At 68.6% G+C, this 24,344-nt stretch carries 20 protein-coding genes and 3 pseudogenes; all 23 read left to right on the top strand.

Going from position 1 to position 24,344, the window contains the following annotated elements; all coding sequences use genetic code 11:
* Window positions 1–284: 284 nt before the first annotated feature.
* Window positions 285–758: pseudogene (locus tag BCY76_RS07785) on the top strand (sugar phosphate isomerase/epimerase family protein); the annotation flags it as partial.
* Window positions 759–926: 168 nt separating this feature from the next.
* A pseudogene (locus BCY76_RS07780) lies at window positions 927–2,079 on the top strand (Gfo/Idh/MocA family protein).
* A 76-nt stretch (window positions 2,080–2,155) separates the two neighbouring features.
* A complete protein-coding gene (locus BCY76_RS07775) occupies window positions 2,156–3,511 on the top strand; it encodes an ABC transporter substrate-binding protein (RefSeq protein WP_201791098.1) in 1,356 nt (451 codons plus the stop codon).
* A 12-nt stretch (window positions 3,512–3,523) separates the two neighbouring features.
* Window positions 3,524–4,531, top strand: a complete 1,008-nt coding sequence (locus BCY76_RS07770) for a carbohydrate ABC transporter permease (protein WP_201791097.1) — start codon at window positions 3,524–3,526, stop codon at window positions 4,529–4,531.
* Between the two features lie 51 nt (window positions 4,532–4,582).
* Window positions 4,583–5,422 carry a carbohydrate ABC transporter permease gene (locus BCY76_RS07765; RefSeq protein ID WP_070160069.1) on the top strand — a complete coding sequence of 280 codons (840 nt, stop codon included), beginning with the start codon at window positions 4,583–4,585 and terminating at the stop codon, window positions 5,420–5,422.
* Between the two features lie 28 nt (window positions 5,423–5,450).
* Window positions 5,451–6,611, top strand: a complete 1,161-nt coding sequence (locus BCY76_RS07760) for a Gfo/Idh/MocA family protein (RefSeq protein WP_272896829.1) — start codon at window positions 5,451–5,453, stop codon at window positions 6,609–6,611.
* A 65-nt stretch (window positions 6,612–6,676) separates the two neighbouring features.
* Window positions 6,677–7,696 carry a sugar phosphate isomerase/epimerase family protein gene (locus BCY76_RS07755; protein WP_070160071.1) on the top strand — a complete coding sequence of 340 codons (1,020 nt, stop codon included), beginning with the start codon at window positions 6,677–6,679 and terminating at the stop codon, window positions 7,694–7,696.
* Between the two features lie 193 nt (window positions 7,697–7,889).
* Complete coding sequence (gene ispG, locus BCY76_RS07750; RefSeq protein WP_070160073.1) at window positions 7,890–9,059, top strand: flavodoxin-dependent (E)-4-hydroxy-3-methylbut-2-enyl-diphosphate synthase; 1,170 nt, start codon at window positions 7,890–7,892, stop codon at window positions 9,057–9,059.
* Complete coding sequence (locus tag BCY76_RS07745) at window positions 9,034–9,987, top strand: GNAT family N-acetyltransferase (RefSeq protein ID WP_070160075.1); 954 nt, start codon at window positions 9,034–9,036, stop codon at window positions 9,985–9,987. Before ispG ends, BCY76_RS07745 begins: the two co-directional genes overlap by 26 nt.
* Before the next feature lie 66 nt (window positions 9,988–10,053).
* A complete protein-coding gene (locus BCY76_RS07740; protein WP_070160077.1) occupies window positions 10,054–11,124 on the top strand; it encodes a LacI family DNA-binding transcriptional regulator in 1,071 nt (356 codons plus the stop codon).
* 216 nt (window positions 11,125–11,340) lie between these two features.
* Window positions 11,341–12,564, top strand: a complete 1,224-nt coding sequence (locus tag BCY76_RS07735) for an extracellular solute-binding protein (RefSeq protein WP_237090037.1) — start codon at window positions 11,341–11,343, stop codon at window positions 12,562–12,564.
* Window positions 12,546–12,671, top strand: coding sequence for a hypothetical protein (locus BCY76_RS19890; protein ID WP_272896828.1), 126 nt, complete (start codon window positions 12,546–12,548; stop codon window positions 12,669–12,671). The genes BCY76_RS07735 and BCY76_RS19890 overlap by 19 nt, the downstream gene beginning before the upstream one ends.
* Complete coding sequence (locus BCY76_RS07730) at window positions 12,668–13,636, top strand: carbohydrate ABC transporter permease (RefSeq protein WP_237090036.1); 969 nt, start codon at window positions 12,668–12,670, stop codon at window positions 13,634–13,636. Before BCY76_RS19890 ends, BCY76_RS07730 begins: the two co-directional genes overlap by 4 nt.
* Window positions 13,633–14,523: a carbohydrate ABC transporter permease gene (locus BCY76_RS07725; RefSeq protein ID WP_070160079.1), complete on the top strand. Its 891-nt coding sequence runs from the start codon at window positions 13,633–13,635 to the stop codon at window positions 14,521–14,523. Before BCY76_RS07730 ends, BCY76_RS07725 begins: the two co-directional genes overlap by 4 nt.
* A 93-nt stretch (window positions 14,524–14,616) precedes the next feature.
* Entirely contained in the window at window positions 14,617–16,167 is a 1,551-nt protein-coding gene (gene arfA, locus BCY76_RS07720; protein ID WP_070160081.1) for an arabinosylfuranosidase ArfA, read from the top strand.
* Between the two features lie 180 nt (window positions 16,168–16,347).
* Entirely contained in the window at window positions 16,348–17,337 is a 990-nt protein-coding gene (locus BCY76_RS07715) for a hypothetical protein (RefSeq protein ID WP_085437478.1), read from the top strand.
* 75 nt (window positions 17,338–17,412) lie between these two features.
* Window positions 17,413–19,217, top strand: a pseudogene (locus BCY76_RS07710) (proline--tRNA ligase).
* A gap of 12 nt (window positions 19,218–19,229) precedes the next feature.
* Window positions 19,230–20,033, top strand: a complete 804-nt coding sequence (locus BCY76_RS07705) for a TSUP family transporter (protein ID WP_085437476.1) — start codon at window positions 19,230–19,232, stop codon at window positions 20,031–20,033.
* A 259-nt stretch (window positions 20,034–20,292) separates the two neighbouring features.
* Window positions 20,293–21,363 carry a hypothetical protein gene (locus tag BCY76_RS07700; protein WP_139827677.1) on the top strand — a complete coding sequence of 357 codons (1,071 nt, stop codon included), beginning with the start codon at window positions 20,293–20,295 and terminating at the stop codon, window positions 21,361–21,363.
* Window positions 21,364–21,525: 162 nt separating this feature from the next.
* Window positions 21,526–22,086 (top strand): ribosome maturation factor RimP, encoded by a 561-nt coding sequence (gene rimP / locus BCY76_RS07695; RefSeq protein WP_070160087.1) that lies wholly within the window; start codon window positions 21,526–21,528, stop codon window positions 22,084–22,086.
* A gap of 104 nt (window positions 22,087–22,190) precedes the next feature.
* Window positions 22,191–23,195 (top strand): transcription termination factor NusA, encoded by a 1,005-nt coding sequence (gene nusA / locus BCY76_RS07690; protein WP_070160088.1) that lies wholly within the window; start codon window positions 22,191–22,193, stop codon window positions 23,193–23,195.
* 190 nt (window positions 23,196–23,385) lie between these two features.
* The gene (locus tag BCY76_RS07685; protein WP_237090035.1) at window positions 23,386–23,655 is read left to right on the top strand and encodes a YlxR family protein; all 270 of its coding nucleotides are present in this window, start codon (window positions 23,386–23,388) and stop codon (window positions 23,653–23,655) included.
* A 202-nt stretch (window positions 23,656–23,857) separates the two neighbouring features.
* Window positions 23,858–24,344, top strand: a 487-nt coding sequence (locus BCY76_RS07680) for a translation initiation factor IF-2 N-terminal domain-containing protein (protein WP_170922627.1), incomplete at its 3' end; no start/stop codon positions are given.

Raw genomic sequence — 24,344 nt, 5'->3', positions numbered from 1 at the left:
CGATCGACAGAAGTGCGTCTACTGTGTGCAGAGAACGCAGAGTGACCCGCCTCACAGCTGGGAGAGATCGCTCTCATCAGCATTCGACCAGCGCCGCCCGCATCATCCGTCCACCCTCCCGAAGGAGCACCATCATCGTGAACTCTCTGTCCATCCAGCTCTACACGGTACGAGACCACCTGACCGCCGACGCCGGGGAGACTCTGGAGCGTCTGGCCGGCATCGGGTTCACCCAGGTGGAGCCCTTCGGTCTCGTGGACTTCGCCGATCAGCTTGCCGAGCCCATGGCCCGGTTGGGGCTCTCGGCGCCCACCGCCCACGTCAAGCTCGCGGGGGCAGACCTGGATGCGGTCTTCTCCGCCGCCCGTCGGCTCGGCGTCGGCACCGTCGTCGATCCGATGATCGACCCCGCCCGCTGGAGCAGCCGAGACGGTGTCGAGGGGGTGGCGCGCGAGCTGCGCGAGGCCTCGGCCCGCGCCGCCGACCAGGGCCTGCGCGTGGGGTATCACAACCACGCCTTCGAGCTGGAGAACCGGATCGCCGGCGTCCCCGCCCTCGAGGTCTTCGCGGAGGCGGCAGGGGATGCCGTCGACCTCGAGGTGGACACCTACTGGGCCGAGGTCGGCGGAGAGTCCGCTCCGGACCTGCTCCGCCGTCTGGGGGAGCGCGTCGTGGCCATCCATGTGAAGGACGGGCCGAAGACGAAGGAGAACACCGATCAGGTGGCCGTCGGCTCCGGCAGCATGCCCATCGCCGAGATCCTCGCTGCCGCCCCGCAGGCCCTGCCGGTGGTCGAGCTGGACGACTTCGCCGGGGAGATCTTCGACGCCATCGTCGCCAGCCACGCCCACCTGGCGGGCACCCCGCAGCGCCTGACCCACCGGAGCAGGATGAACCACCCCATGAGAAGACACCAGGAGACCCCCATGGCCCCGAGCACGACCACTGCCGCCTCCGCGGCGACCGACCAGACCTCCCCGGCCGACGGCCGTGTGGGCGTCGGCGTCGTCGGCGCCGGCGTGATCAGCAACGAATACCTGAAGAACCTCACCGCCTTCGCCGACCTGCAGGTGAGGTTCATCGCCGACATCGACACGCAGCGGGCCGCCGAGCAGGCTGAGGCCTGGGGCGTGCCGCACTCCGGCAGCTATGAGGAGCTGTTGGCGCGTGACGACATCGAGATCGTGGTGAATCTGACCATCCCGGCGGTGCACGTGGAGGTGGCCCTTCAGGCTGTGGCCGCGGGCAAGCACGTCTGGGGGGAGAAGCCCTATGCGCTGGACCGGGAGTCCGGACGCCGGCTGAAGGAGGCCGCGGAGCAGGCCGGGGTGCGGGTTCGACGTCGCGCCGGACACGTTCCTGGGGGCGGGTCTGCAGACCGCGCTGCGGAGCGTGCGCGACGGCTCCATCGGCACACCGCTGACCGCGCTGACCCTCTTCCAGGTGCCCGGTCCCGAGTCCTGGCACCCCAGCCCGGAGTTCCTCTTCGCCCGCGGGGCCGGCCCGCTGTTCGACATCGGCCCCTACTACCTCACCACTCTGGTCCAGGTGTTCGGGCCCATCCGGCGGGTCGCCGCCACCGGGTCCCAAGCCCGTGCCACCCGGGTCATCGGCTCCGGCCCGAAGGCCGGCACGGAGTTCCCGGTGGAGGTCCCCACCCACGTGAGCGCCCTGATCGAGTTCGAGTCCGGGGCCAGCGCCCAGTCGGTCTTCAGTTTCGACTCGAAGCTGCCCCGGGCGGGCTTCGTGGAGATCGCCGGCAGCGAAGGGACCGCGGTGTTCCCCGACCCCAACATGTTCGACGGCGAGACCACGCTGCACACCGGCGGTGAGGAGCCTCAGGTGATCCCGGCCGAAGGTTCCTTCCATACCCGCGGCACCGGGGTGGTGGAGCTGGCCCAGTCCATCCGCGCCGGTCGCCGGGAACGCGTCCCCGGCGACCTGGCCTTCCACGTGCTGGACGCGATGGTCTCCATCGCCGAATCCGTGGAGTCCGGTCAGTTCGTGGAGGTCACCAGCACCGTGGAGTCCTCCGCCCCTCTCGACGCCGACTGGGACCCCACCCAGCCGTCTCTCTGAGCTCTCCCGGGCCCCTGAAGCAAGGGCCCTCACCATCGCTCGTCACCACTCTCACCTCTGATGAAAGGACCCTGTCATGGCACTCACCGGTCGTTCCGCGCTCCGGCGCCGGACTCTCCGCCGTATGACCACCCTGCCGCTGGCTGTGCTCGCTGTCGGCTCCCTGGCCGCCTGCGGCTCCAGCCCCGCTGAGGAGGTGGACACGGAGAACCTCTCCGGCAGCATCACCTACTGGGCCTCCAACCAGGGCGAGTCGGTGACCCAGGACGAAGAGGTACTCTCCGAGACCATCGAACGGTTCACCGACGAGACGGGCGTGGAGGTGGAGCTGGAGGTCATTCCGTGGAACGACCTGCAGAACCGCATCCTGACCGCCGTGTCCTCCGGCGACGCCCCGGATGTGCTCAACATCGGCAACACCTGGGCCACCTCGCTGCAGGCCACCGGGGCGTTCCTCGAGTGGGAGGGTGAGGCGCTGGAGGCGATCGGCGGTGAGGAGCGCTTCATCCCGTCCAGCTGGGCCACCGGCGGCGCCGAGGGCCAGGCGCCCACCTCCGTGCCGCTGTACGCGCTGAGCTACTCGCTGTACTACAACACGGAGATCTTCGAGGAGAACGGCATCGACGGGCCTCCGGCGACCTGGGAGGAGTTCGTCGAGGTCGCCCAGGAGCTGACTCAGGACACCAATGACGACGGCAGCATCGATCAGTGGGGCTTCACCATGGCCGGGGCCAGCATCTCCAACAACTCGCATGCCGCCTTCATCAGGGGCCTGCAGCACGGCGGTGAGCTCTACGATGACGACGGCGAGCCGGACTTCACCAATGACGCCGTGGTCGCCGGGGTCAACGAGTGGATTCAGCTGATGGGCGCAGACGGCGTGGTCTCGCCCTCGGATGCGGAGCTGGTCAACGGCGCCGAGTCCGTGGAGCAGGTCGCCAGCGGACAGGCCGCGATGGTCTTCGACCAAGCGCCCGGCAACGTGTTCGACAACCGCGGCTTCGAGGACTACCAGGCGGCCCCGATGCCGATGCTCGACGCCGACGCCACCGGCCTGGAGGCCACTCAGTCTCACGTGGCGGGCATCAACATGAGTGTCTTTGAGAACTCCGACAACATCGATGCCGCCGTCGCGTTCGTCGCCCACATGACCAGCGACGAGGAGCAGACCTACCTGAACCAGGAGTTCACCGGGCTGCCGGTGGTCAACGACCTCTATGAGGACGAGGCGTTCCAGTCCGACGAGATCCAGCTCAAGCAGCAGATCCTGCAGGACCACGCCCAGCCGATGCCGCTCTATCCGTCCGAGAGCCAGATGGAGACGGTGGTCGGCACGGCGATGCGGGACCTGCTCGCCGACGTCGCCCAGGGCCGCGAGGTGACCGAGGACGACGTGCGCGACGCTCTGACCACCGCCGAATCGCAGATGTGACGGAGGCTGAGCATGCCGGTCGAACCGAAGTTGAAGGACCCGCCGGAGCCTGACCAGGGCGTCGCCGGGGCAGGGCGGGAGGCATCGACGACGCGCCCCTCGCCCGGTGAGAGGAACCAGCGTCGTGCCCAGGCCGCCGTCGCCAGTCAGGTGGTGCAGACTGCCGGTGCCAGCCGCCGGTCGCGGCTGTTCCCGTACGGACTGATCGCCCCGGCCAGCGTCATGGAGATGCTGATCCACATCATCCCGATGGTGCTGGGCGTCTACATCGCCTTCCTGGGGCTGAACCAGTTCACCATCGGCAACTGGCTGCAGGCGCCGTTCGTCGGCCTGGAGAATTTCGTCACCGGTCTGGACCCGGAGGGTCCGATCGGCAGCCAGTTCTACGCCGCGCTGCTGCGCACGGTCGTCTACACGGTGATCAGCGTCGGCGCGGCCTGGGCCCTGGGGATGTTTGCCGCCGTGCTGCTGACCTCCAAGGTCAAGGGTCGAGGCTTCCTGCGCACCCTGTTCCTGACCCCCTATGCGCTGCCGCAGTACGTCGGGGCCATCGCCTGGGCGTTCATGTTCAACCAGCGCGACGGCGTCATCAACCGGATCCTGGTCCATGACCTGGGGATCCTGGACTCCGGACCGTTCTGGCTGTTGGGCGGCAACGCGTTCTGGGTGACCGTCATCGTCACCGTCTGGCAGTTCTGGCCCTTCGCGTTCCTGATGCTGCTGGCCGCTCTGCAGAACATCCCGGACGAGGTCTATGAGGCCGCCGCCATGGACGGGGCGAGCCTGTGGAAGCAGTTCACCTCCATCACCCTGCCGATGATCCGGCAGGCCAATGTGGTCATGCTGCTGATCCTCTCGCTGTGGATCTTCAACCAGTTCAACATCCCCTATGTGCTGTTCGGTCCGGCCTCACCGCCGGAGGCGACCCTGATCTCGCCGCTGATCTACGAACAGTCGTTCAACTACTGGAACTTCGGCGTCGGCGGTGCGATGAGCGTGCTGCTGCTGGTGGCCTGGTGATCGCCTCGGCGTTCTACATCAAGCTGGTCATGCCGAAGGGGAAGGCACTCCATGATTGAGACCCGGGGATTCAAGATCCTGCGTGCCGTGGGGCTGACCTTCCTCACCGCCATCGTCGTGCTGCCGCTCTATGTGGTCGTGGTGACCAGCGTGAAGCCGCTGGAGGATGTGCGAGGGATGTTCAGCTGGTGGCCCACCACCGTCACCCTGCAGCCTTACCTGGACATCTGGTCGACCGTTCCGCTGGCACACTACTTCGTCAACAGCCTGATCGTGGTGGTGACCGCGACGATCTGCTCCGTGGTGCTGGCGGTCCTGGCCGCCTACGCGCTGTCCCGATTCCCGTTCAAGGGGGCGCGCACCTTCTCCATGATGGTGCTCTCCACCCAGATGTTCCCGGGCATCCTGTTCCTGCTGCCGCTGTTCCTGATCTTCACGCAGATCCAGCGCACCGTGGGGATCCAGCTCAACGGCACACATCTGGGGCTGATCCTGACCTATATGACGTTCTCGCTGCCGTTCGCGATCTGGATGCTCAGCGGGTTCTTCGCCTCCATCCCGAAGGATCTGGAGGAAGCGGCCATGATCGACGGCACCGGACGCATGGGGGCGCTCATCCGAGTGGTGCTTCCGGTCGCACGGCCCGGGATTATCGCCGTCTCGGTGTACTGCTTCATCACCGCCTGGGGCGAGGTGCTCTTCGCCTCGGTGATGACCAACGCGGACACCCGCACCCTGGCCATCGGGCTGCGGGCCTACGCCTCCCAGACCGACGTGTTCTGGAACCAGCTGATGGCCGCCTCCGTGGTGGTCTCCCTGCCCGTGCTGCTCGGCTTCATGCTGGTCCAGCGGCACTTGGTCACCGGACTCTCGGCCGGGGCCGTGAAGTGAGGTCCGTCCCCGACGACGGCATCCCGGGCTGAGCAGCCCGGACGACAGACACAGACGTGGTCCACAGAAGGAAGAGACATCCATGCAGAACCTGAAAGTCGGCATCATCGGGGGCGGGTTCATGGCCCGTACCCACACCGCCGCCGCCCGCGCGGCCGGCGCCGAGGTCGTGGGACTGACCTCTTCGTCGCCGGAGCGCAGCGCGGCGGCGGCCGCGCCGCTGGGGGTGGAGCCCGTCGCCGGTGTGGAGGAGCTGATCTCCCGCAGCGACGTCGTCCACGTGTGCTCGCCGAACGCCCTCCACGCCGAGCATGTCCGGGCTGCCCTCCAGGCGGGACGGCACGTGGTCTGCGAGAAGCCGTTGGCCGTCGATGCCGAGGAGGCCGCCGCCCTGGCCTCGCTGGCCGAAGAAGCCGGTGTGGTCGCCTCGGTGCCGTTCGTCTACCGGTTCCACCCGATGGCCCGGCAGGCCCGGGAGGAGACGGCGTCGGGTCGGGTCGGTCGACTGCTGACCGTCCGGGGGGCCTATCTTCAGGACTGGCTGCTGGACGCCGGCGAGTCGAACTGGCGGGTGGACCCGCAGGTCGCGGGGCGCTCGCGGGCCTTCGGGGACATCGGGTCCCACCTGGTGGATCTGCTGGAGTTCGTCTCCGGAGAGCGGATCGTCCGGCTCAGCGCGGCCACCGCGATCGCCCACCCCCGCCGGGGCGGCGTCGAGGTGGTCACCGAGGATGCCGCCGCCCTGACCGTGGAGCTCTCAGGAGGGGCCCTGGGAAGCCTGATGGTCTCCCAGGTCAACGCCGGGCGGAAGAACCAGCTCACCCTGGAGCTCGCCGGCGCTGACGGCAGCGTGTTCTTCGACCAGGAGCACCCGGACGAGCTGTGGCTGGGCCGCACCGACGGCTCGGTGACGATCTCTCGCGACCCGGCGACGATGGGTCAGGACGCCTCGCGGCTCTCCGTGGTGCCCTCGGGCCACCCGATGGGCTACCTGGACGCCTTCACGGCCTTCGCGAGGGACACCTACGCCCGCATCGGCGGGGAACATCTCCCGGGGCTGCCGACCTTCGCCGACGGTGCCCGGGCCAACCGGATCATCGACGCTGTGCTGGCCTCCGCGGAGTCGGGCGCCTGGGTGGACGTCGCACCGGTCGGCGAACCGGTCAGCGAGGCGGTCACTGCCCTGTGATCACAGCGACCTCCGCCGGAGCGACCGCATCGAATCCCCGATCCCTGGATCTGAGAAGGAGAGACATGACCACAGAACACGCCTCCCATCCCGTCACCCTGTTCACCGGACAGTGGGCCGACATGCCGTTCGAGGAGCTGGCGGCCCGCGCCGCCGAATGGGGCTATGACGGCCTGGAGATCGCCGCCAGCGGCGACCACTTGGACCTGAAACGCGCCGACGAGGACGACGACTACGTGGCCTCGCGCCTGGAGGTCCTGGAGCGTCACGGGCTCAAGGTTTGGGCGATCTCCCACCATCTGGGCGGCCAGGCCGTCTGCGACGACCCCATCGACTTCCGTCACCAGGCGATCCTGCGTGACTATGTCTGGGGCGACGGCGACCCTGAAGGCGTGCGTCAGCGCGCCGCGGAGGACATGAAGCGTTCGGCGCGGGTGGCCCGCAAACTCGGCGCGGACGTCGTCGTCGGGTTCACGGGCTCGAAGATCTGGCAGTACGTGGCGATGTTCCCACCCGTGCCGGCCGAGGTGATCGACGCCGGCTACCAGGACTTCGCCGACCGCTGGAACCCGATCATGGACGTCTTCGATGAGCAGGGGGTGAAGTTTGCTCTGGAGGTGCACCCCTCCGAGATCGCCTATGACCACTGGACCACCGTCCGAGCGCTGGAGGCGATCGGCCACCGGGAGGCGTTCGGCCTGAACTGGGACCCCTCCCACATGTTCTGGCAGGGGATCGACGCCGTCGGGTTCATCACCGACTTCGCTGACCGCATCTACCACGTCGACTGCAAGGACACCCGCCTGCGTCCGCCCAACGGCCGCAACGGCATCCTGGGCTCCCATCTGCCGTGGGGTGACCCGCGCCGGCGCTGGGACTTCGTCTCCACCGGCCACGGGGACGTCCCCTGGGAGGACGCCTTCCGCGCGCTGGAGCACATCGGCTACTCCGGACCGATCTCCATCGAGTGGGAGGACGCCGGCATGGACCGCCTCCACGGTGCCGCCGAGGCGGTGGGGCGGATCCGCTCGCTGCTGTGGAAGCGTCCTGAGGCCTCTTTCGACGCCGCCTTCTCGAACCAGTAGGCGAACGGGCAGGGCAGCCGTGCCGGTCAGCGTGCAGGGGCGGTCAGCGTGAAGGGGCGGTCGGGCTCGACCCGAACACGGTGAGCCTGGCCACCCCTGCGGCCAGGAATGGGAGCTCGTCAGCTCGGCGGCGTACCATGGGAGCAGCCGGGACAACCTCCCCGCGAGCACAGTCAACACCCCAGGAGAGTCCGTGACCGCCATCAACCTCGGCATGCCGTCCGCCCCTCCGCCCGTCCTGGCTCCGCGCCGGAAGACGCGGAACTTCCAGGTCGGCAGCGTCGGCGTCGGCAGTGATCATCAGATCTCCGTGCAGTCGATGACCACCACCAAGACGCACGACATCAACGCCACCCTGCAGCAGATCGCCGAGCTGACCGCCTCGGGCTGCGACATCGTGCGTGTGGCCTGCCCCACGGACAAGGACGCCGAGGCGCTGCCGATCATCGCGATGAAGTCGCAGATCCCGGTGATCGCGGACATCCATTTCCAGCCCAAGTACGTGTTCGCCGCGATCGAGGCCGGCTGCGGTGCGGTCCGCGTGAACCCCGGCAACATCCGGAAGTTCGACGACAAGGTCGGCGAGATCGCCAAGGCGGCCAAGGACCACGGCACCTCGTTGCGCATCGGCGTCAACGCCGGGTCCCTGGACAAGCGGCTCATGGACAAGTACGGAAAGGCCACCCCTGAAGCGCTGGTGGAGTCGGCGGTCTGGGAGGCCTCGCTGTTCGAGGAGCATGACTTCCACGACTTCAAGATCTCCGTGAAGCACCACGACCCGGTGATCATGGTCCAGGCCTACGAGATGCTCGCCGAGCGTGGCGACTGGCCGCTGCATCTGGGCGTGACGGAGGCCGGGCCGGCCTTCCAGGGCACCATCAAGTCGGCGACGGCCTTCGGCGCCCTGCTGGCCAAGGGCATCGGTGACACCATCCGTGTCTCGCTGTCCGCTCCGCCGGCCGAGGAGGTCAAGGTGGGCAGCCAGATCCTGGAGTCGCTGAACCTGAGGCCCCGGAAGCTGGAGATCGTCTCCTGCCCGTCCTGCGGACGCGCGCAGGTGGACGTCTACACGTTGGCGGACGAGGTCACCGCAGGGTTGGAGGGCATGGAGGTCCCGCTGCGCGTGGCCGTCATGGGCTGCGTGGTCAACGGGCCGGGGGAGGCGCGCGACGCCGACCTCGGTGTGGCCTCCGGCAACGGCAAGGGACAGATCTTCGTCAAGGGTGAGGTCATCAAGACCGTGCCGGAGGACCAGATCGTCGAGACGCTGATCGCAGAGGCCAACCGCCTCGCTGAAGAGATGGATCTGGACACCGATGGAGATGCTCAGGCAACGGGTGCCCCTGTGGTCTCCGTCAGCTAACACCCTCGCCGGCCGGATCCACCGGGCCACCGGCGGGGTCGTCCGTGTGCTCGACGCCGGGGACACCCCGGCGTTGCGCCGACTCATGGCGGCGGATCCCGTCTCCAACGTCTCGGTGATCACCACGCTCGCCGCCCGCGGCGGCGCCGGGCCGGGGAAGGGGCGCAACGGTGCGGTCTTCCTGGGCATCGACGCGCCCCCGGAGACGACGCGGCCGCCCGGACAGGAGGGTCCGGCCGTCGGGGGCACCGTCACCCGGAAGGAGCTCGCGGCCGCCTGCTGGGTGGGGTCCAACATCAATCCGGTCGGCGCCGACCTCGCCCAGGCGGAGCTGTTCGGCCTGGCGGTGGGGGCCATGCGGCGCCGGGTCTCATCCATCTATGGCCCCGCCGAGGCCGTGCTGGAGCTCTATGACGCCGTCGGGTGGCTCAGTCCTCGCGACGTCCGTGCCGACCAGCCGCTGCTGACGATCACCCAGTCCTCGACGGTGGAGCCCCTGCCCGGGGTGCGGACCGCCACCGTGGAGGACTATCCCCAGGTGGAGCCCGCCTGTGCGGCCATGTTCACCGAGGAACTGGGCTTCTCTCCCTATGCTCAGGGCTCGGCCCAGTACCGCGAGCGGATCCGCGCCCTGATCCTGGCAGGGCATTCGCAGGTGTTCACGGATCCTGCCACCGGAGAGGTCATCTTCAAGGCTGAGTACGGGGCGGTCACCGACGACGTCGTGCAGATCCAGGGGGTCTGGGTGCGGCCGGACCACCGGGGGCGCGGCCTGGCGGCCACCGGCATGGCCGCCGTCGTCTCCCATGCCCTCACCCTGGCGCCGACGGTGAGCCTGTACGTCAACAGCTACAACACCGCGGCCCTTCGAGCGTATCTGCGCGTCGGGTTCCGCCAGGTGGGCACTTTCGCCACGGTCCTGTTCTGACAGGCCGGTCTCCTCGACACGGCCCGGGTCGATCCGCGCCCGGGTGGTGATGCGTAGGCTGGAGCCATGCCTCACCCTCGAACGCGCGCCACCATGAAGGACGTCGCCCAGCTCGCCGGAGTCTCCCCGAAGACCGTCTCCAACGTGCTCACTGGCGCGGTGGCCGTCCGGGAGGGGACCCGGGAGCGGGTGCAGGCGGCCATGGATGAGCTGGACTTCGTCCCGAACCTGAGCGCCCGCGGGCTGCGCAACGGGCGCACCGGCATCATCGGGGTGGCGCTTCCGGATCTCGCCACGGCCTTCTCCGCCGACCTCGCCCACACGATCGTGGAGCAGGCCCATGAGCGGGGTCTGGCCGTGCAGTTCGAGGAGACCGCGGCAGAGCCCGAGCGGGAGCATGACCTGGTCTCCCGTGCCCGCACCCACCTGATCGACGGGCTCATCCTCAACCCGGTCCGTCTGGAGGATTCGGTGATCGAACGGGTGGACCATCTGCCGCCCGTGGTGCTCATCGGCGAGGTGGAGCAGCATCGCGCCGACCGGGTGTACGTGGACAGCCGCGTTGCCTCCCGGGAGATCACCGAGCATGTGCTGTCCCGCGGGGCGCGTCGCATCGCTGCGCTGGGCGGCGCGGTGCGCGGGCAGGACGGCAAGGCCACCGCCGGTCTGCGCCTGCTGGGATACCTGGACGCTCTGCGCGATGCCGGCCTGGAGGCGGACCCCCAGCTGCAGGTGGACGTGGAGCAGTGGACCATCGGCGGGGCCGCGGCAGCTGTGGAGGAGCTGCTGGCCCGGCAGGTGCCCTTCGACGCCGTCGTCGCCTTCACCGACACGTTGGCCTTCGGTGCGCTGCACGCCTTGCACCGGGCGGGGCTCCGTATGCCCGAGGACGTGCTGGTCACCGGCTTCGACGACGTGGAGCATGCGGCCTTCACCCTGCCGCCGCTGACCACCGTGGCCTTCACCCGGACCGACTACGTCAGTGCCGCCCTGGACCTGCTCTCAGCGCGGTTCGAGGAACGGGTGGGGCGGCGCGACGATGGCCCCTCTCAGGCGGTGGTGATCCCGCACCGGCTGGTGCTCCGCGAGTCCACCCAGGGCACCCCCGCGGGGTATGTCCCGACGGGCTCGCCTTGACGGGCGTCAGGTCTCCAGTAGCATGGTGCCCATCGTGATGTGCGCCACAGGGAGATTCTCTGAGGCGTAGTTCCATCGATGGAATTCCTGTCTTCGATCACGCTCGGCCGAGCGTGGAAGGAAGGGGCTGGGTTCTCCGAGGCAAAATTACATCGATGTAAAGATGATGGGGGCGCACCTGCGGACCCCATGGTCCCGACCAAGGAATGAGCATCTATGAGACGACCCATCCTCAGCAGGAGGCAGCTCCTCGGCGGCGCGCTCGCCGGCGCAGGAGCTGCCGCGCTGGCCGGATGCGCGCCCAACGTCGGGCCCGCTGACCGGACCACCCTGCAGTTCTGGCATCTGCTCAGCGGCGGCGACGGCATCACCATGGCCGAGCTGCTGGACGGCATCAATGACTCCCAGGACGACTTCTTCGTCCGCCCCACCGTGCTGGCCTGGGGCACCCCGTACTACACGAAGCTGGCCATGGCCGGCGCGGGCGGCCGGGCCCCGGAGGTCGCCATCATGCACTCCACGCGGGTGCCCGGCTATGTGCCGGGCGGCCTCCTGGACCCGTGGGACGAGGGACAGCTCGCCGAGCTCGGCGTCGACGAGTCCACCTTCACGGGCCCCATGTGGGAGAACAGCCTCGTGGGCGGCGAGCTCTACAGCGTGCCGCTCGATGCCCATCCGTTCCTGATGATGTTCAACCGCGACATCTGCCAGGAGGCAGGCGTCCTCGAAGGCGACGGACGCCTGAGCGTCCCGCAGTCCCCGGACGAGTTCATCTCCCTGTGTGAGGAGATCGGAGGAGTGACCGGCGGCAACGCGCTGTCCTACGGATTCCTGGGTGACGCTCCGCAGATCTGGCGACTCTTCTACACCTTCTACGCCCAGCACGGGGTCACCATGGAGTTCCCCGACGGAGGCGAAGCCGTCATCGACGATGACGCCTTCCTCAGCTCCCTGGAGTACATGAGCCGTTTGGTCGACGGGACCATCGCCTCCAGCCGCGGCAACTACGACTCCGCCGTCGCGGAGTTCTCCTCCGGCAGCACCGGGCTGTTCTTCAGCGGCGTCTGGGAGCTGCCCACGATGCAGAACGCCGGCATCCCGGTGGACATGGACATGATTCCGCCGATCTTCGGCGAGCCCATCACCTACGCGGACTCGCATGCCTTCGTGCTGCCGCACCAGCTCAGCCCGGACCCTCAGGCTCGCGAGCATACCTACGAGTTCGTCGCCCAGCTGCTCAAAGACTCCGTGAACTGGGCGACCGCCGGCCATATCGCCGCCTATCTGCCGTGGTGGACAGCCCGGAGTATCAGGAGCTGCTGCCGCAGGCCAACTACGCGGACGCCGCCGACCACATCGTCTACGACCCCACCGCCTGGTTCACCGGATCCGGGTCGAACTTCGTCAACGAGCTGGGGCAGATGTTCCAGCGCGCGATGACCGCCGGAGACGGCTTCGAGGACGCCCTGGACCAGTTCCGTTCCTACGTGAACTCGATCCTGTCCAATCCCAACCCCGTGGACCCGGAGGGGGCTGAGCAGGTATGAGCGACATCCGAATGACCACCACCGAGAAGACCGACCGCCTCGACGAGAAGGCACCGCCCGGCACCGGCATCGCCCAGGTCGGCGAACGGGCCGCGCGCCGGAAGGAGCGCCTGGTGGCCTGGGCCTTTCTGGCCCCCTTCATGATCGCGTTCCTGATGTTCGTCGTCTGGCCGATGCTCCACGGCGCCTGGCTGAGCTTCACCGACCAGTCGCTGGCCGGTTCGGGCGGGAACTTCGTGGGCCTGGACAACTATGCCGAGGCCTTCGCCGACTCCACGATGTGGGGCGCGATCCGCAACACCGTGTGGTTCACGATCATCTCCACTGTGCCCCTGGTGCTTTTCGCGATGGTCATGGCCCTGCTGGTCAACACCGGCCTGCCGGGGCAGTGGCTGTGGCGACTCTCCTTCTTCATGCCGTTCCTGCTGGCCTCCACCGTGATCTCACAGATCTGGGCGTGGATCTTCAACCCGGAGATCGGCGCGGCCAACGCGGTGCTCTCCGCCGTCGGACTGGAGCCGCTGGCCTGGCTGCAGACCCCGCACCTGGACCTGATCTCCATCACCATCGCCACCGTGTGGTGGACGGTCGGCTTCAACTTCCTGCTCTACCTGGCCGCACTGCAGAACATCCCGGAGAGCCAGTACGAGGCCGCGGCGGTGGACGGCGCCGGCCGCTGGCGCCAGCTGTGGTCGATCACGATTCCGCAGCTGCTGCCCGTGACCGGGGTGATCTTCATCCTGCAGATCCTGGCCTCGCTGAAGCTCTTCGACCAGGCCTACCAGATGCTCGGCGGGATCTCCTCGGACACCTCGCGGCCCATCGTGCAGTACATCTTCGAGGCCGGCTTCGTCGGCTACCGCTTCGGCTATGCCGCGTCCATCTCGTACGTGTTCTTCGCCCTGATCGTCGTGGTCGGCGTGATCCAGATGGGCATCCTCAACCGCAGGAAGGGGCAGCGATGACCACCACGGCAGCACTCCCGCAGATCGGGAGCGTCAAGCGCAGCTACAAGCCGGGGGAGGGGCCCTTCACACCGGCCCGCATCCTGGCCTTCATCGCCCTGACCGTGATGGCTCTGGTCTGGCTCCTGCCCTTCGTGTGGGCCGTGGCCACCTCGTTGAAGACCGAGACCGACGCCGCCTCCGGTCGGCTGACGCTCATCGGCTCGGAGGGCATCTCCTTCGCGGCCTTCGACACGGTCCTCTCCGAGGGCAACGTCTACATCTGGGCGTGGAACAGCTTCTGGACCTCGGCGGTGATCACCTTCCTCACCGTGGCGATCTCCGCGCTGGCCGCCTACGCGTTCTCCCGGATGCAGTTCCGCGGCCGGGCCACCGTGTTCTTCGCCGTCATCGCGTCGATCATCGTGCCGCCGCAGGTGCTGATCATCCCGCTGTACTACCAGATGCTGGCGTTCAACATGGTCGACACCTACTGGGGTCTGATCCTGCCGCAGGTGGTCATGGCGCCGATCGTGTTCATCCTGAAGAAGTTCTTCGACGCAGTGCCCATCGAGCTGGAGGACGCCGCCCGGGTGGACGGCGCCGGACGGCTGCGGGTCTTCTGGTCGGTGGTGCTGCCGCTGTCCAAGCCGATCCTCGGCGCGGTGTCGATCTTCGTCTTCATCCAAGCCTGGAACAACTTCCTGTGGCCGTTCATCATCATCAACGACACGCTGCTGATGACGCTGCCGGTCGGACTGCAGACCGTGATCAGCGCCTACGGCGTCGCCTATGCCCAGGTGATGGCCCAGGCCGTGCTGGCCGCGCTGCCGCTGATCGTGGTGTTCCTCTTCTTCCAGCGCCAGATCGTCCAGGGTGTGGCCACCACCGGCTTCGGCGGGAAGTGACCTCCCCACCCCGGCGGCGCCGTCGTACGGCGGTGCCGCCGGGGCGCCCAGCTCTCTCCAGACATCCCCTCACCCTTTAAGAACAGGAGACTCATGTCCAAGGCCCATCTGACCGTCGACCGCGCCTTCACCGTCGCGGATGTCCCCCACCGGCTCTTCGGATCCTTTGTGGAGCACATGGGTCGGTGCGTGTACACCGGCATCTACGAACCCGGCCACCCGCAGGCTGACCAGCGCGGCTTCCGCCAGGACGTCATGGCCCTGGTCAAGGAGCTGGGCCCCACCGTGGTCCGCTACCCCGGCGGGAACTTCGTCTCCGGCTACCTGTGGGAGGACGGCGTCGGCCCGGTGGAGGATCGACCGGTGCGCATCGACGGCGCCTGGCACACCATCGAGACCAACGCTTTCGGACTGCACGAGTTCGTCGACTGGGCCCGGGAGGCCGGTGTCGAGGTCATGGAGGCGGTCAACCTCGGCACCCGCGGGGTGGAGGAGGCCCGCGCCCTGGTGGAGTACGCCAACCACCCCGGCGGCACATACTGGTCGGACCTGCGCCGGAAGAACGGCGCGGCCACCGGCACCACGCAGGACCCCTTCGACATCAAGCTGTGGTGCCTGGGCAACGAGCTCGACGGCCCCTGGCAGATCGGCCACAAGACGGCCGACGAGTACGGCCGGCTGGCCCAGGAGACCGCCAAAGCCATGAAGCTGGTGGACCCCACGCTGGAGCTGGTCGCCGTCGGCTCCTCGAACCGGGGGATGCCCACCTTCGGGTCCTGGGAGCACACGGTGCTCTCCCACGCCTACGAGGAGGTCGACTACATCTCCATGCACGCCTACTACCAGGAGCACGACGGCGACGCCGCGTCCTTCCTGGCCGAGGCCGTGGACATGGACGCCTTCATCGACGGCGTGGTCTCCACCATCGACGCCGTCAAGGCCGCCGGCAAGCACAGCAAGCAGGTCGACATCTCCTTCGACGAGTGGAACGTCTGGTACCAGCGGGGCCTGGACACCGAGGACCAGCCGCACAACGTAGCGAAGGACTGGCAGCAGCACCCGCGGCTGATCGAGGACTCCTACAACGTCACCGACGCCGTGGTGGTCGGCACCCTGATGCACTCGCTGCTGCGCCACGGTGACCGGGTGCGCATCGCCAACCAGGCGCAGCTGGTCAACGTGATCGCCCCGATCCTGGCCGAGCAGGACGGCCCGGCCTGGCGGCAGTCGATCTTCTGGCCCTTCGCCCGGATCGCCGCGATGGCTCGTGGACAGATCCTGCGCCTGGCGGTGGACGCCGACCAGGTCTCCACGGCGAGGTTCGGTGACGTCGACGTCGTCGACGCCGCCGCCACCTGGGACGAGACCCCCGGCAAGCTCTCGCTGTTCGTGGCCAACCGCTCGCTGGAGGAGACCAACGACCTCACGCTGGACCTGCACGGGCTGGATGCCACGGCGGTGGTCTCAGCCGAGGTGCTGAGCATCCCGGAGGGCCGTGACCGCAAGGCCGCCAATGTGCTGAACGACCAGAACGCCGTCGGGCTGACCCCCCTGCGTGAGGTGGGACTGGAGGACGGCGCGCTGCGGGCGACGCTGCCGCCGCTGTCCTGGGCGGTGGTGCAGCTGGACGTCGCCACCGCCTGAGGGAGCGGGCGACGACGGGCCGCGTGTGAGCTTCGGCTGACACGCGGCCCGTCCGCGCGTCGGGTCAGGTGGCGCCCAGCGGCGGGGCCCATACTGGACACGGAGTCCTGCGAGCGAGGGCCGATCGGGCCCCGCCGCGTTCTGCCGAGCCGTCCGCCGTCCCTGCGAGGAGCCTTCGAGATGTCCCAGTCAGCCCCCGGCCGCCGCCGTCGTGTCGTCCCGGTCCTGGCCGTGGGTGTGGCGCTGGCGCTGACCGGGTGCGCTGACGACGTCGCCGTCCGGGACTCCGGCGGCGGGGGAGGGGCCATCGGGGACCCGGGTGGTGCCCAGCAGCTGAGCGCGCCGGAGCCCGAGGGCAGTCAGCTCTCCCATGAGGAGATGCGGGAGGCGCTCGAGAGCGAGTTCACCGGGGCGAGCATCACGGACACCGATGACGTGTTGCCGGGTCTGCGTGACCTGGAGACGGAGCTGCAGCGGCTCCGGGTGAACCCTCAGGAGTGCAAGCAGTATGTGGTGGAGTCTGCCAGCCCGCTGCCCGACGGCGCGCTGATGGCCCATGCGATCCAGCAGGCCGACGGTGGGTCAGGCGACTCCGACGGCGACACGGACGGTGACTCTGACAGCGACGGGGCAGACGGCGCGCGGGAGGCCACCGTGTACTCGTTCACGGACTGGCGCTCCGCCGATGCCTACCTGGCGGGCGAGGAGGACGGCCTACAGCTGTGCGAGTCCTACACCGTCACCCGTGACGTCGGGGGCGACGAGTCCCCCTCCACGGAGGTGGGGCTGGAGCTCCTCTCGGTGGGCACCGCCGCAGACGCCGGGTTGGGACTGACCCAGGAGATGACGGTCGGAGACGAGAGCACCCACCTGGTCGCAGTCGCGCTGCGCCAGGGTTCGCAGATCGTCCTCGTGGCCGAAGCCCCGAACGAGGAACCGGAGGACGACGACGTCGAGGACCTGGTGGAGGATCTGCAGGAGCAGGCGGCCGCGGTGCTCTCGGAGCTGACCGGCGACGACCTGTCGCTGGAGGAGGATGAGGAGGACACCGACGGCGACGACGAGGGCGACGGCGACGACGGCGAGGGTGAGGAGGACTCCGACGGCGAGGACTCGGATGAGGGTGCCGACGCCGATGCTGACGAGGACTCCGCTGACCAGGACTCCTGACGGTCAGGACCGACGGTGGGCCCTAGTAGACTTCCCTCTCGGCAGCAGTCCCGACGATCTGGAATTGAGTTCACCGTGCCCCTGAGACTGTCGAATCTGTTCCTCCGCACTCTGCGCGACAACCCCGCGGACGCCGAGGTGGCCAGCCACCGGCTGCTGGTGCGCGCCGGCTACATCCGCCGTGCCGCGCCCGGGGTCTACTCGTGGCTGCCGCTGGGGATCATGGTGCTGCGCAAGCTGGAGGCCATCGTCCGGGAGGAGATGGACCGGATCGGGGCCCAGGAGATCCACCTGCCCGCACTGCTGCCCAAGGAGCCCTATGAGGCCACCGGTCGCTGGGAGGACTACGGGGACAACATCTTTCGGCTGCAGGACCGCAAGGACGCGGACTACCTGCTGGCCCCCACCCATGAGGAGATCTTCACCCTGCTGGTGAAGGACCTCTACACCTCCTACAAGGACCTGCCGGTCTCGCTGTACCAGATCCAGACCAAGTACCGGGATGAGGCCCGCCCTCGGGCCGGGCTGCTGCGTGGCCGCGAGTTCATCATGAAGGACTCCTACTCCTTCTGCCTCGAGGAGGAGGACCAGCGAGCAGCCTATGACGCGCACCGGGCCGCCTACCTGCGGATCTTCGAGCGCCTGGGGCTGGACGTGGTCCCGGTGGACGCCGTCTCCGGGGCCATGGGCGGCTCCGCCAGCGAGGAGTTCCTCTTCCCCTGTGAGATCGGCGAAGACACCTTCGTGGAGTCCGACGGCGGCTACCGCGCCAACGTGGAGGCCGTCACCACGGTGCCCCCGCAGGAGATCTCCGTCGACGGCCTGCCCCCGGCCGAGGTGCACCACACGCCGGGCACCGACACGATCGAGACGCTGGTGGCTGCGGCGAACGCCGACCACCCGCGCGCCGACCGGCCGTGGACGGCGGCGGACACGCTGAAGAACGTGGTCATCGCCTCGTCATGCCCGACGGGGAGAGGCGCGTGGCGGTGATCGCCGTGCCCGGTGACCGCGATGTGGACCTCAAGCGCGTGGAGGCCACCGTCGGCGAGCATCTCGGTGCGGCCGGCGAGGTCACCGTGGAGGCGGCCACCGCGGAGGACCTGGAGGCCCACCCCCTGCTGGTCCGCGGGTACATCGGGCCCGGCCTGGAGCTGGAGAAGCAGGTGCTCGGAGAGGAGGCCGCCAGCGGCATCCCGTACCTGGTGGACCCGCGCGTGGTGCCGGGCACCAGATGGATCACCGGAGCGAACCACCGGGACCAGCACGTCTTCGGTCTCGTCGCCGGGCGGGACTTCACCTGGGACGGCGTCATCGAGTCTGTGGTGGTCCAGGAGGGTGACCCCGCTCCGGACGGCTCCGGGCCGCTGCGCACCCGCCGCGGCATCGAGCTGGGGCACATCTTCCACCTGGGGAAGCGCTACGCCGAGGCTCTGGGGCTGCAGGTCCTGGACGTCAACGGCAAGCTCTCCACGGTCACCATGGGCTCCTACGGCTTCGGCGTCACCCGTGTGCTGGCCGCGATCGCCGAGGCCAACAACGACGAGCGGGGCCTGGTGTGGCCCGGCTCCGTGGCTCCGGCCGACGTTCATGTGGTGGCCACCGGCAAGGATCCGGCCATCGCTGAGGCCGCCGAGACCCTGGTGGCCTCGCTGGAGGCCCAGGGTGTGTCCGTGATGTTCGACGACCGGCCCAAGGTCTCGCCGGGTGTGAAGTTCTCCGACGCCGAGCTGGTCGGTGTGCCCACCATCGTGGTGGTCGGCCGCGGCCTGGCCGAGGGGACGATCGAGCTGAAGGACCGCCGCTCCGGACAGGCCGAGCAGGTGCCGGTCGACGACGCCGTCACGGCCGTCGTCGAGCGTGTCTCCTCGCTGCGCTGACGGCCGGCGCACGTGGAGGTCGTTCTCGGTTCATTCGCCGAGATCTCGCCGCTGACGATCCTGCTGCTGGTGGTGGTGGGCTTCGCCGCCGGGTGGGTGGACGCCGTCGTCGGCGGCGGTGGGCTGCTGCAGCTGCCCGTGCTGCTCACGGTGCCGGGCATCACCCCGGTGCAGGCGCTGGCCACCAACAAGCTGGGGTCGATCTTCGGCACCACCACCTCGGCGATCACTTATATCCGCCGCGTGAAACCCAGCCTGACCACGGCCGGGCCGACGGCGCTCGCGGCCCTGTGCGCGAGCTTCGGCGGGGCGATGGTGGCCGCGTGGCTTCCGGAGGCGGTGATCCTGCCGCTGATCGTGCTGGCGCTGTTGGCCGTGGGCATCTTCACGGCGGCCAAGCCGAACGTGGGCCAGCTGGAGAAGCTGCGCCATGTGGGGCTCGGGCACGTCTCCCGGGCGGTGCTGATCGGCCTGCTGGTGGGCTTCTATGACGGTGTGCTGGGCCCGGGGACGGGCACGTTCCTGATCATCGGGTTGGTCACCGTGCTCGGGTACAGCTTCCTCAACGCCTCGGCGCACGCCAAGATCGTCAACGCGGCCACGAACCTCGGCGCGCTGCTGTACTTCGGACCCGCCGGCCACGCGCTGATCGCGATCGGACTGCTGCTGGGCGTGGCGAACATGCTCGGCGGATACACCGGCGCGCGGATGGCGATCGCCAAGGGGTCGCGGTTCGTGCGTGTGGTGTTCCTGGTCGTGGTCTTCGCGCTGGTAGCGAACCTGAGCTGGGACCTCATCGTCACCTGGTTCGGCTGAGGCGTCCGCGTCCCTTCGGCGGCCCCGTCTCGCCCCCACAAGATGTCGTATCCCCTCGAATCTTCGCGAGGCATCTGAATCTTGTCGGGGAAGTTCGTGTCGGTCGGCCGGTCCTCCGTGTCCCGATGGTCCTGCGCTCCATCCTCCGTCCCGGTCTGGGTCCACCACAGGACGGCAGGCCGTCCCGATGTTCTCCACAGATGCCGGTCGGGGATCGCGCGGAGGGTTCCCCGTCCCGGAGAGTCATGGCATGGACATCATGACGACGACCCCTGCGGATCCGATGCGGCTCATCCGTTCACGACTCCATGTGGACGGAAGCCATACGACGAGCTCCCTGAGCCAGGCTGTCCGTCGAGGCGAGATGCTGCGGCTGCGGCGGAGCGTGTACGTCCCCGCATCTCAGTGGTTCCAGGCGTACCCCTGGGATCGTCACCTGATGGCCGCCGCGGCCCATGCGCTCTGGCGCCCCGACAGCGTGTTCTGCCGAGAGACCGCATTGGCGCTGCACGGCCTCCCACTGCTCCGCACTCCCCGGGTCGTCCACGTCCGGACGGCGCGACGGCAGCAGGTGGGGCGGCGACGCCCCGCTCCGATGACCGGTACGGCATCGGACGCCGTCGTCCGGGAGATGCTGTCGCGGGAACGCGGTCCCGAGGGGCAGCGGCTCACGGCCCATGATCTGAACGGAGTCAGCACACGACGCGTCTTGACCCCAGAACCGTCCCTGGATGTCGAGGTGCTCGGTGGCCCTCCAGGGCTCGGCCAGGTGCTCCGCGTGGAGCTGCTGGAGGCCGCAGTGATGGACACGCTTCCGAGACTCAGGTTCGATGAGGCCGTCGTCGTGCTCGATGCGCTCCGAGCTGGCCGCCATCGACGTCCCACCGAGCTCTCCCAGGACAGTCTCGGACAGTGGGAGCATCTCCTCACGTCACGGATGGCCACGCAGCGGTGGACCCTTGCGTGGGAGGTGTCTGATCCGGCGGCGGAGTCACCGGGGGAGTCGCTGTCCCGTGCACGAATGGTCGAGGCAGGCCTGCTCCTGCCGGAGTTGCAGAAGGTGTTCGACCTGCCGGACGGCAGCCGCGCGCGCGTCGACTTCTGGTGGCCCGAGCTCGGACTCGTGGGCGAGTTCGACGGGAAGATGAAGTACACCAGGGCGAGGGAGCTCAGCGGCGTCGATGTGGCGCAGGCGGTGTTCGAGGAGAAGGTGCGGGAGGACCAGCTGCGGGCACTCGGCCTGGGAGTGGTCCGCTGGTGCTGGCCGGAGGCGTCCCATCCGACATCGCTCGGAAGGTTGCTGCGGGAGGTCGGAGTACCAGAAGGCTGAGACTCTCTGATGTCTGTCTGCCCCCACCTGATGGGTACGCCCCTGTCATCTAGCAGAGGCGGAGGAATCATGGAGGGGCGAGATCATGCCCCTGGCGCAGCCGGGGGAGCGTGGCAGAAGGCGCCGTCCTGGGCCGATACAATCGAGGCGCACCAGCACCCGATGTCGGAGGTAGACACCATGGCCGCCCCTCGCCGACCCCGTGAGGGGGAGAAGGCCCGCGACCCCCGCGCCGCGGAGCTGCTCCCCGTGATCGAGCCGATCGTCGCTGCGCAGGGCCTGCTCCTGGAGGAAGTGGAGCTGGTCGACGGGGCCATCGCCACGGTACGGGTGGTCGTCGACTACGCCACCGGGACCGAGCAGGTCGACCTGGACTCCGTGGCCGCCGTCTCCGAGGCGATCTCCGCGGCGCTGGACGAGGCGGAGGCGCTGGAGGACCTCACCTCCTACGAGCTGGAGGTCTCCACGCCCGGGGCTACCCGTCCGCTGACCGAGCCGCGGCATTTCGCCCGCAACATCGGCCGGCTGCTGGAGCTGGAGCGGGAGGGACAGCCGGACATGCTGGCCCGTCTTCAGGAGGTCACCGACGACGGCGTGGTGGTCGCCGAGCAGCGGCCGGCGCCGAAGAAGGGGATGCCGGTGAAGTACAGCGAGCCGGTGGAGCTTCCCTTCGATGCCATCAGCCGCGCCCGGGTGCAGGTAGAGTTTTCCCACACGGAGTGACCATACCGAGCGATGAGCCGACCGAACCCCCGGTCGGATGACCAGCGACGGAGCACAGAACGATCGGACCGGGCCAGAGATGTCCGGGCGAACTGGAGGAACAAGTGGATATCGATATGAGCGCCCTGCGCATGCTCGTCAAAGAGCGTGACATTCCCCTCGAGAAGCTGATACCGGCCATCGAGCAGGCACTCGTGCTGGCATACCACAAGTCTCCGGGCGCCCTGAAGCACGCCCGGGCCGAGATCGATCAGTCCACCGGTCATGTGACCGTCTGGGCCAAGGAGTTCGACGAGGACGGCACTGTCCTGGGCGAGTTCGACGACACCCCCAAGAACTTCGGCCGCATCGCCGCCTCCACAGCCCGCCAGGTCATCATGCAGCGCATCCGGGACGCCGAGGACGATCAGGTCCTCGGCGAGTTCAAGGGCCGCGAGGGCGAGCTGATCTCCGGCATCGTCCAGCAGGGGCGGAACCCCCATATGGTGCAGGTGGACCTGGGCTCGGTCGAGGCGGTGCTGCCCCCGCAGGAGCACGTGCCCGGCGAGGTCTACTCGCACGGTTCGCGTCTTCGTGCCTTCGTGGTCGACGTCCACCGGGGGCTCAAAGGGCCCTCGATCACGCTGTCCCGCTCGCACCCGGGCCTGGTGAAGAAGCTCTTCGAGCATGAGGTGCCGGAGATCGCCGACGGCACAGTGGAGATCACGGCGATCGCTCGGGAAGCCGGCCACCGCACCAAGATCGCAGTGCGCAGCACGCAGCCCGGCATCAACGCCAAGGGCGCCTGCATCGGGTCGATGGGCTCGCGGGTCCGGGCGGTGACCACGGAGCTCAACGAGGAGAAGATCGACATCATCGATCACAGCGACGACCCGGCGGAGTTCATCGCCCACGCGCTGTCGCCGTCGAAGGTCACCTCCGTGACGATCCTGGACGAGAACGCCCGCTCCGCCCGCGTGATCGTCCCGGACTCTCAGCTGTCGCTGGCCATCGGCAAGGAGGGGCAGAACGCCCGCCTGGCCGCGAAGCTGACCGGCTGGCGGATCGACATCGCCTCCGACGCCGCCCCCAACACGCCGGCGGCCCCTGCTGCGCCGGACGCCCCCTGACCCATCACGACTGAGGAGTCGCCGCGTCCCCTGACCCACCGGTGGACCGCCGCCATGACGGTGACCGGCGCCGCCCGTGGGGGACGTGTCGCAGGATGATTCTCCAGTGACCACCTTGAGGGGGTAGACTGTCATGGTCCCTGTCCGCACCTGCGTCGGCTGTCGCCGACGGGTCGAGCAGGGAGACGTCGTGAGACTCGCGCTGGCGCCCGAGGCCGCGGAGCCCGATGTCGACCGGTCGCCCGGTCGGCGCCGTGAGGCTTCACAGCCTGGACGCGTGGTGGTCGACGCCGCAGGTCGGATGCCCGGCCGCGGGGCGTGGATCCATCCGGAGCAGGAATGCTTCGACACAGCAGTGCGGCGGAAGGCCTTCTCGAGGGCGTTCCGCCGACCTGTCAGCGTCGAGTCCCTCAGCTTCGACGACGTCGAGGCCGCCGCGCGGTCGAGACGCCGAAGCTGACGATGTCCCAGCACACACCAGATGAAAGCGGGTTGGAAAGAGATGGACACCCGATGAGCACCGACGGATGAGTGCCCAGTGAAGACATCCCTGAGTGACTCCGTCATGAATCTCAGAACGTTCGACGGCTCCGTCCGGTGAACCGCTGACATCAGCCCCGCTGATCTCGGCGGGGCACTGTGCGGGCCAGACAAGGAGTAATGTGGCCAAGGCCCGCGTACACGAGCTCGCCAAGGAGCTCGGCATCACGTCCAAAGATGCTCTTGCCAAGTTGCAGGAGATGGGCGAATTTGTGAAGTCCCCGTCATCCACGGTGGAACCCCCGGTGGCCAAGAAGCTCCGTGCGGCGTTCCCCGGCGCGAAGAAGGACGGCGCCAAGAAGGAGTCCTCCAAGGGCTCCGGCGCCCCCGCGTCGAAGGACGGGTCCCCGGCAGGCGCCTCATCGAAGCCTGCCCCGAAGCCCGGCGCAGGTTCTGCGCCGACCCCCAGCTCGGTCAAGCCCGGTGCAGTCAGGCCCGGTCCCAAGCCGGGGCAGAAGCCTGCTCCCGGCCCGGCCGAGCAGAAGCCCGCCGCCCAGGAGCCGCAGGCCCAGGAGCCTCAGGCTCAGGCGCCGAAGGCTCCTGCGTTAAGACGGCGGCCCCTCGGCGCCCGCCCAGGGCACCGACGCCCCCCAGAAGGGCGCGCCCAAG

Origin of the sequence: Nesterenkonia sp. PF2B19 (assembly GCF_001758425.2) — a bacterium.
Lineage (GTDB): Bacteria > Actinomycetota > Actinomycetes > Actinomycetales > Micrococcaceae > Nesterenkonia > Nesterenkonia aethiopica.
This window is presented reverse-complemented; position numbering and strand designations above follow the sequence as displayed.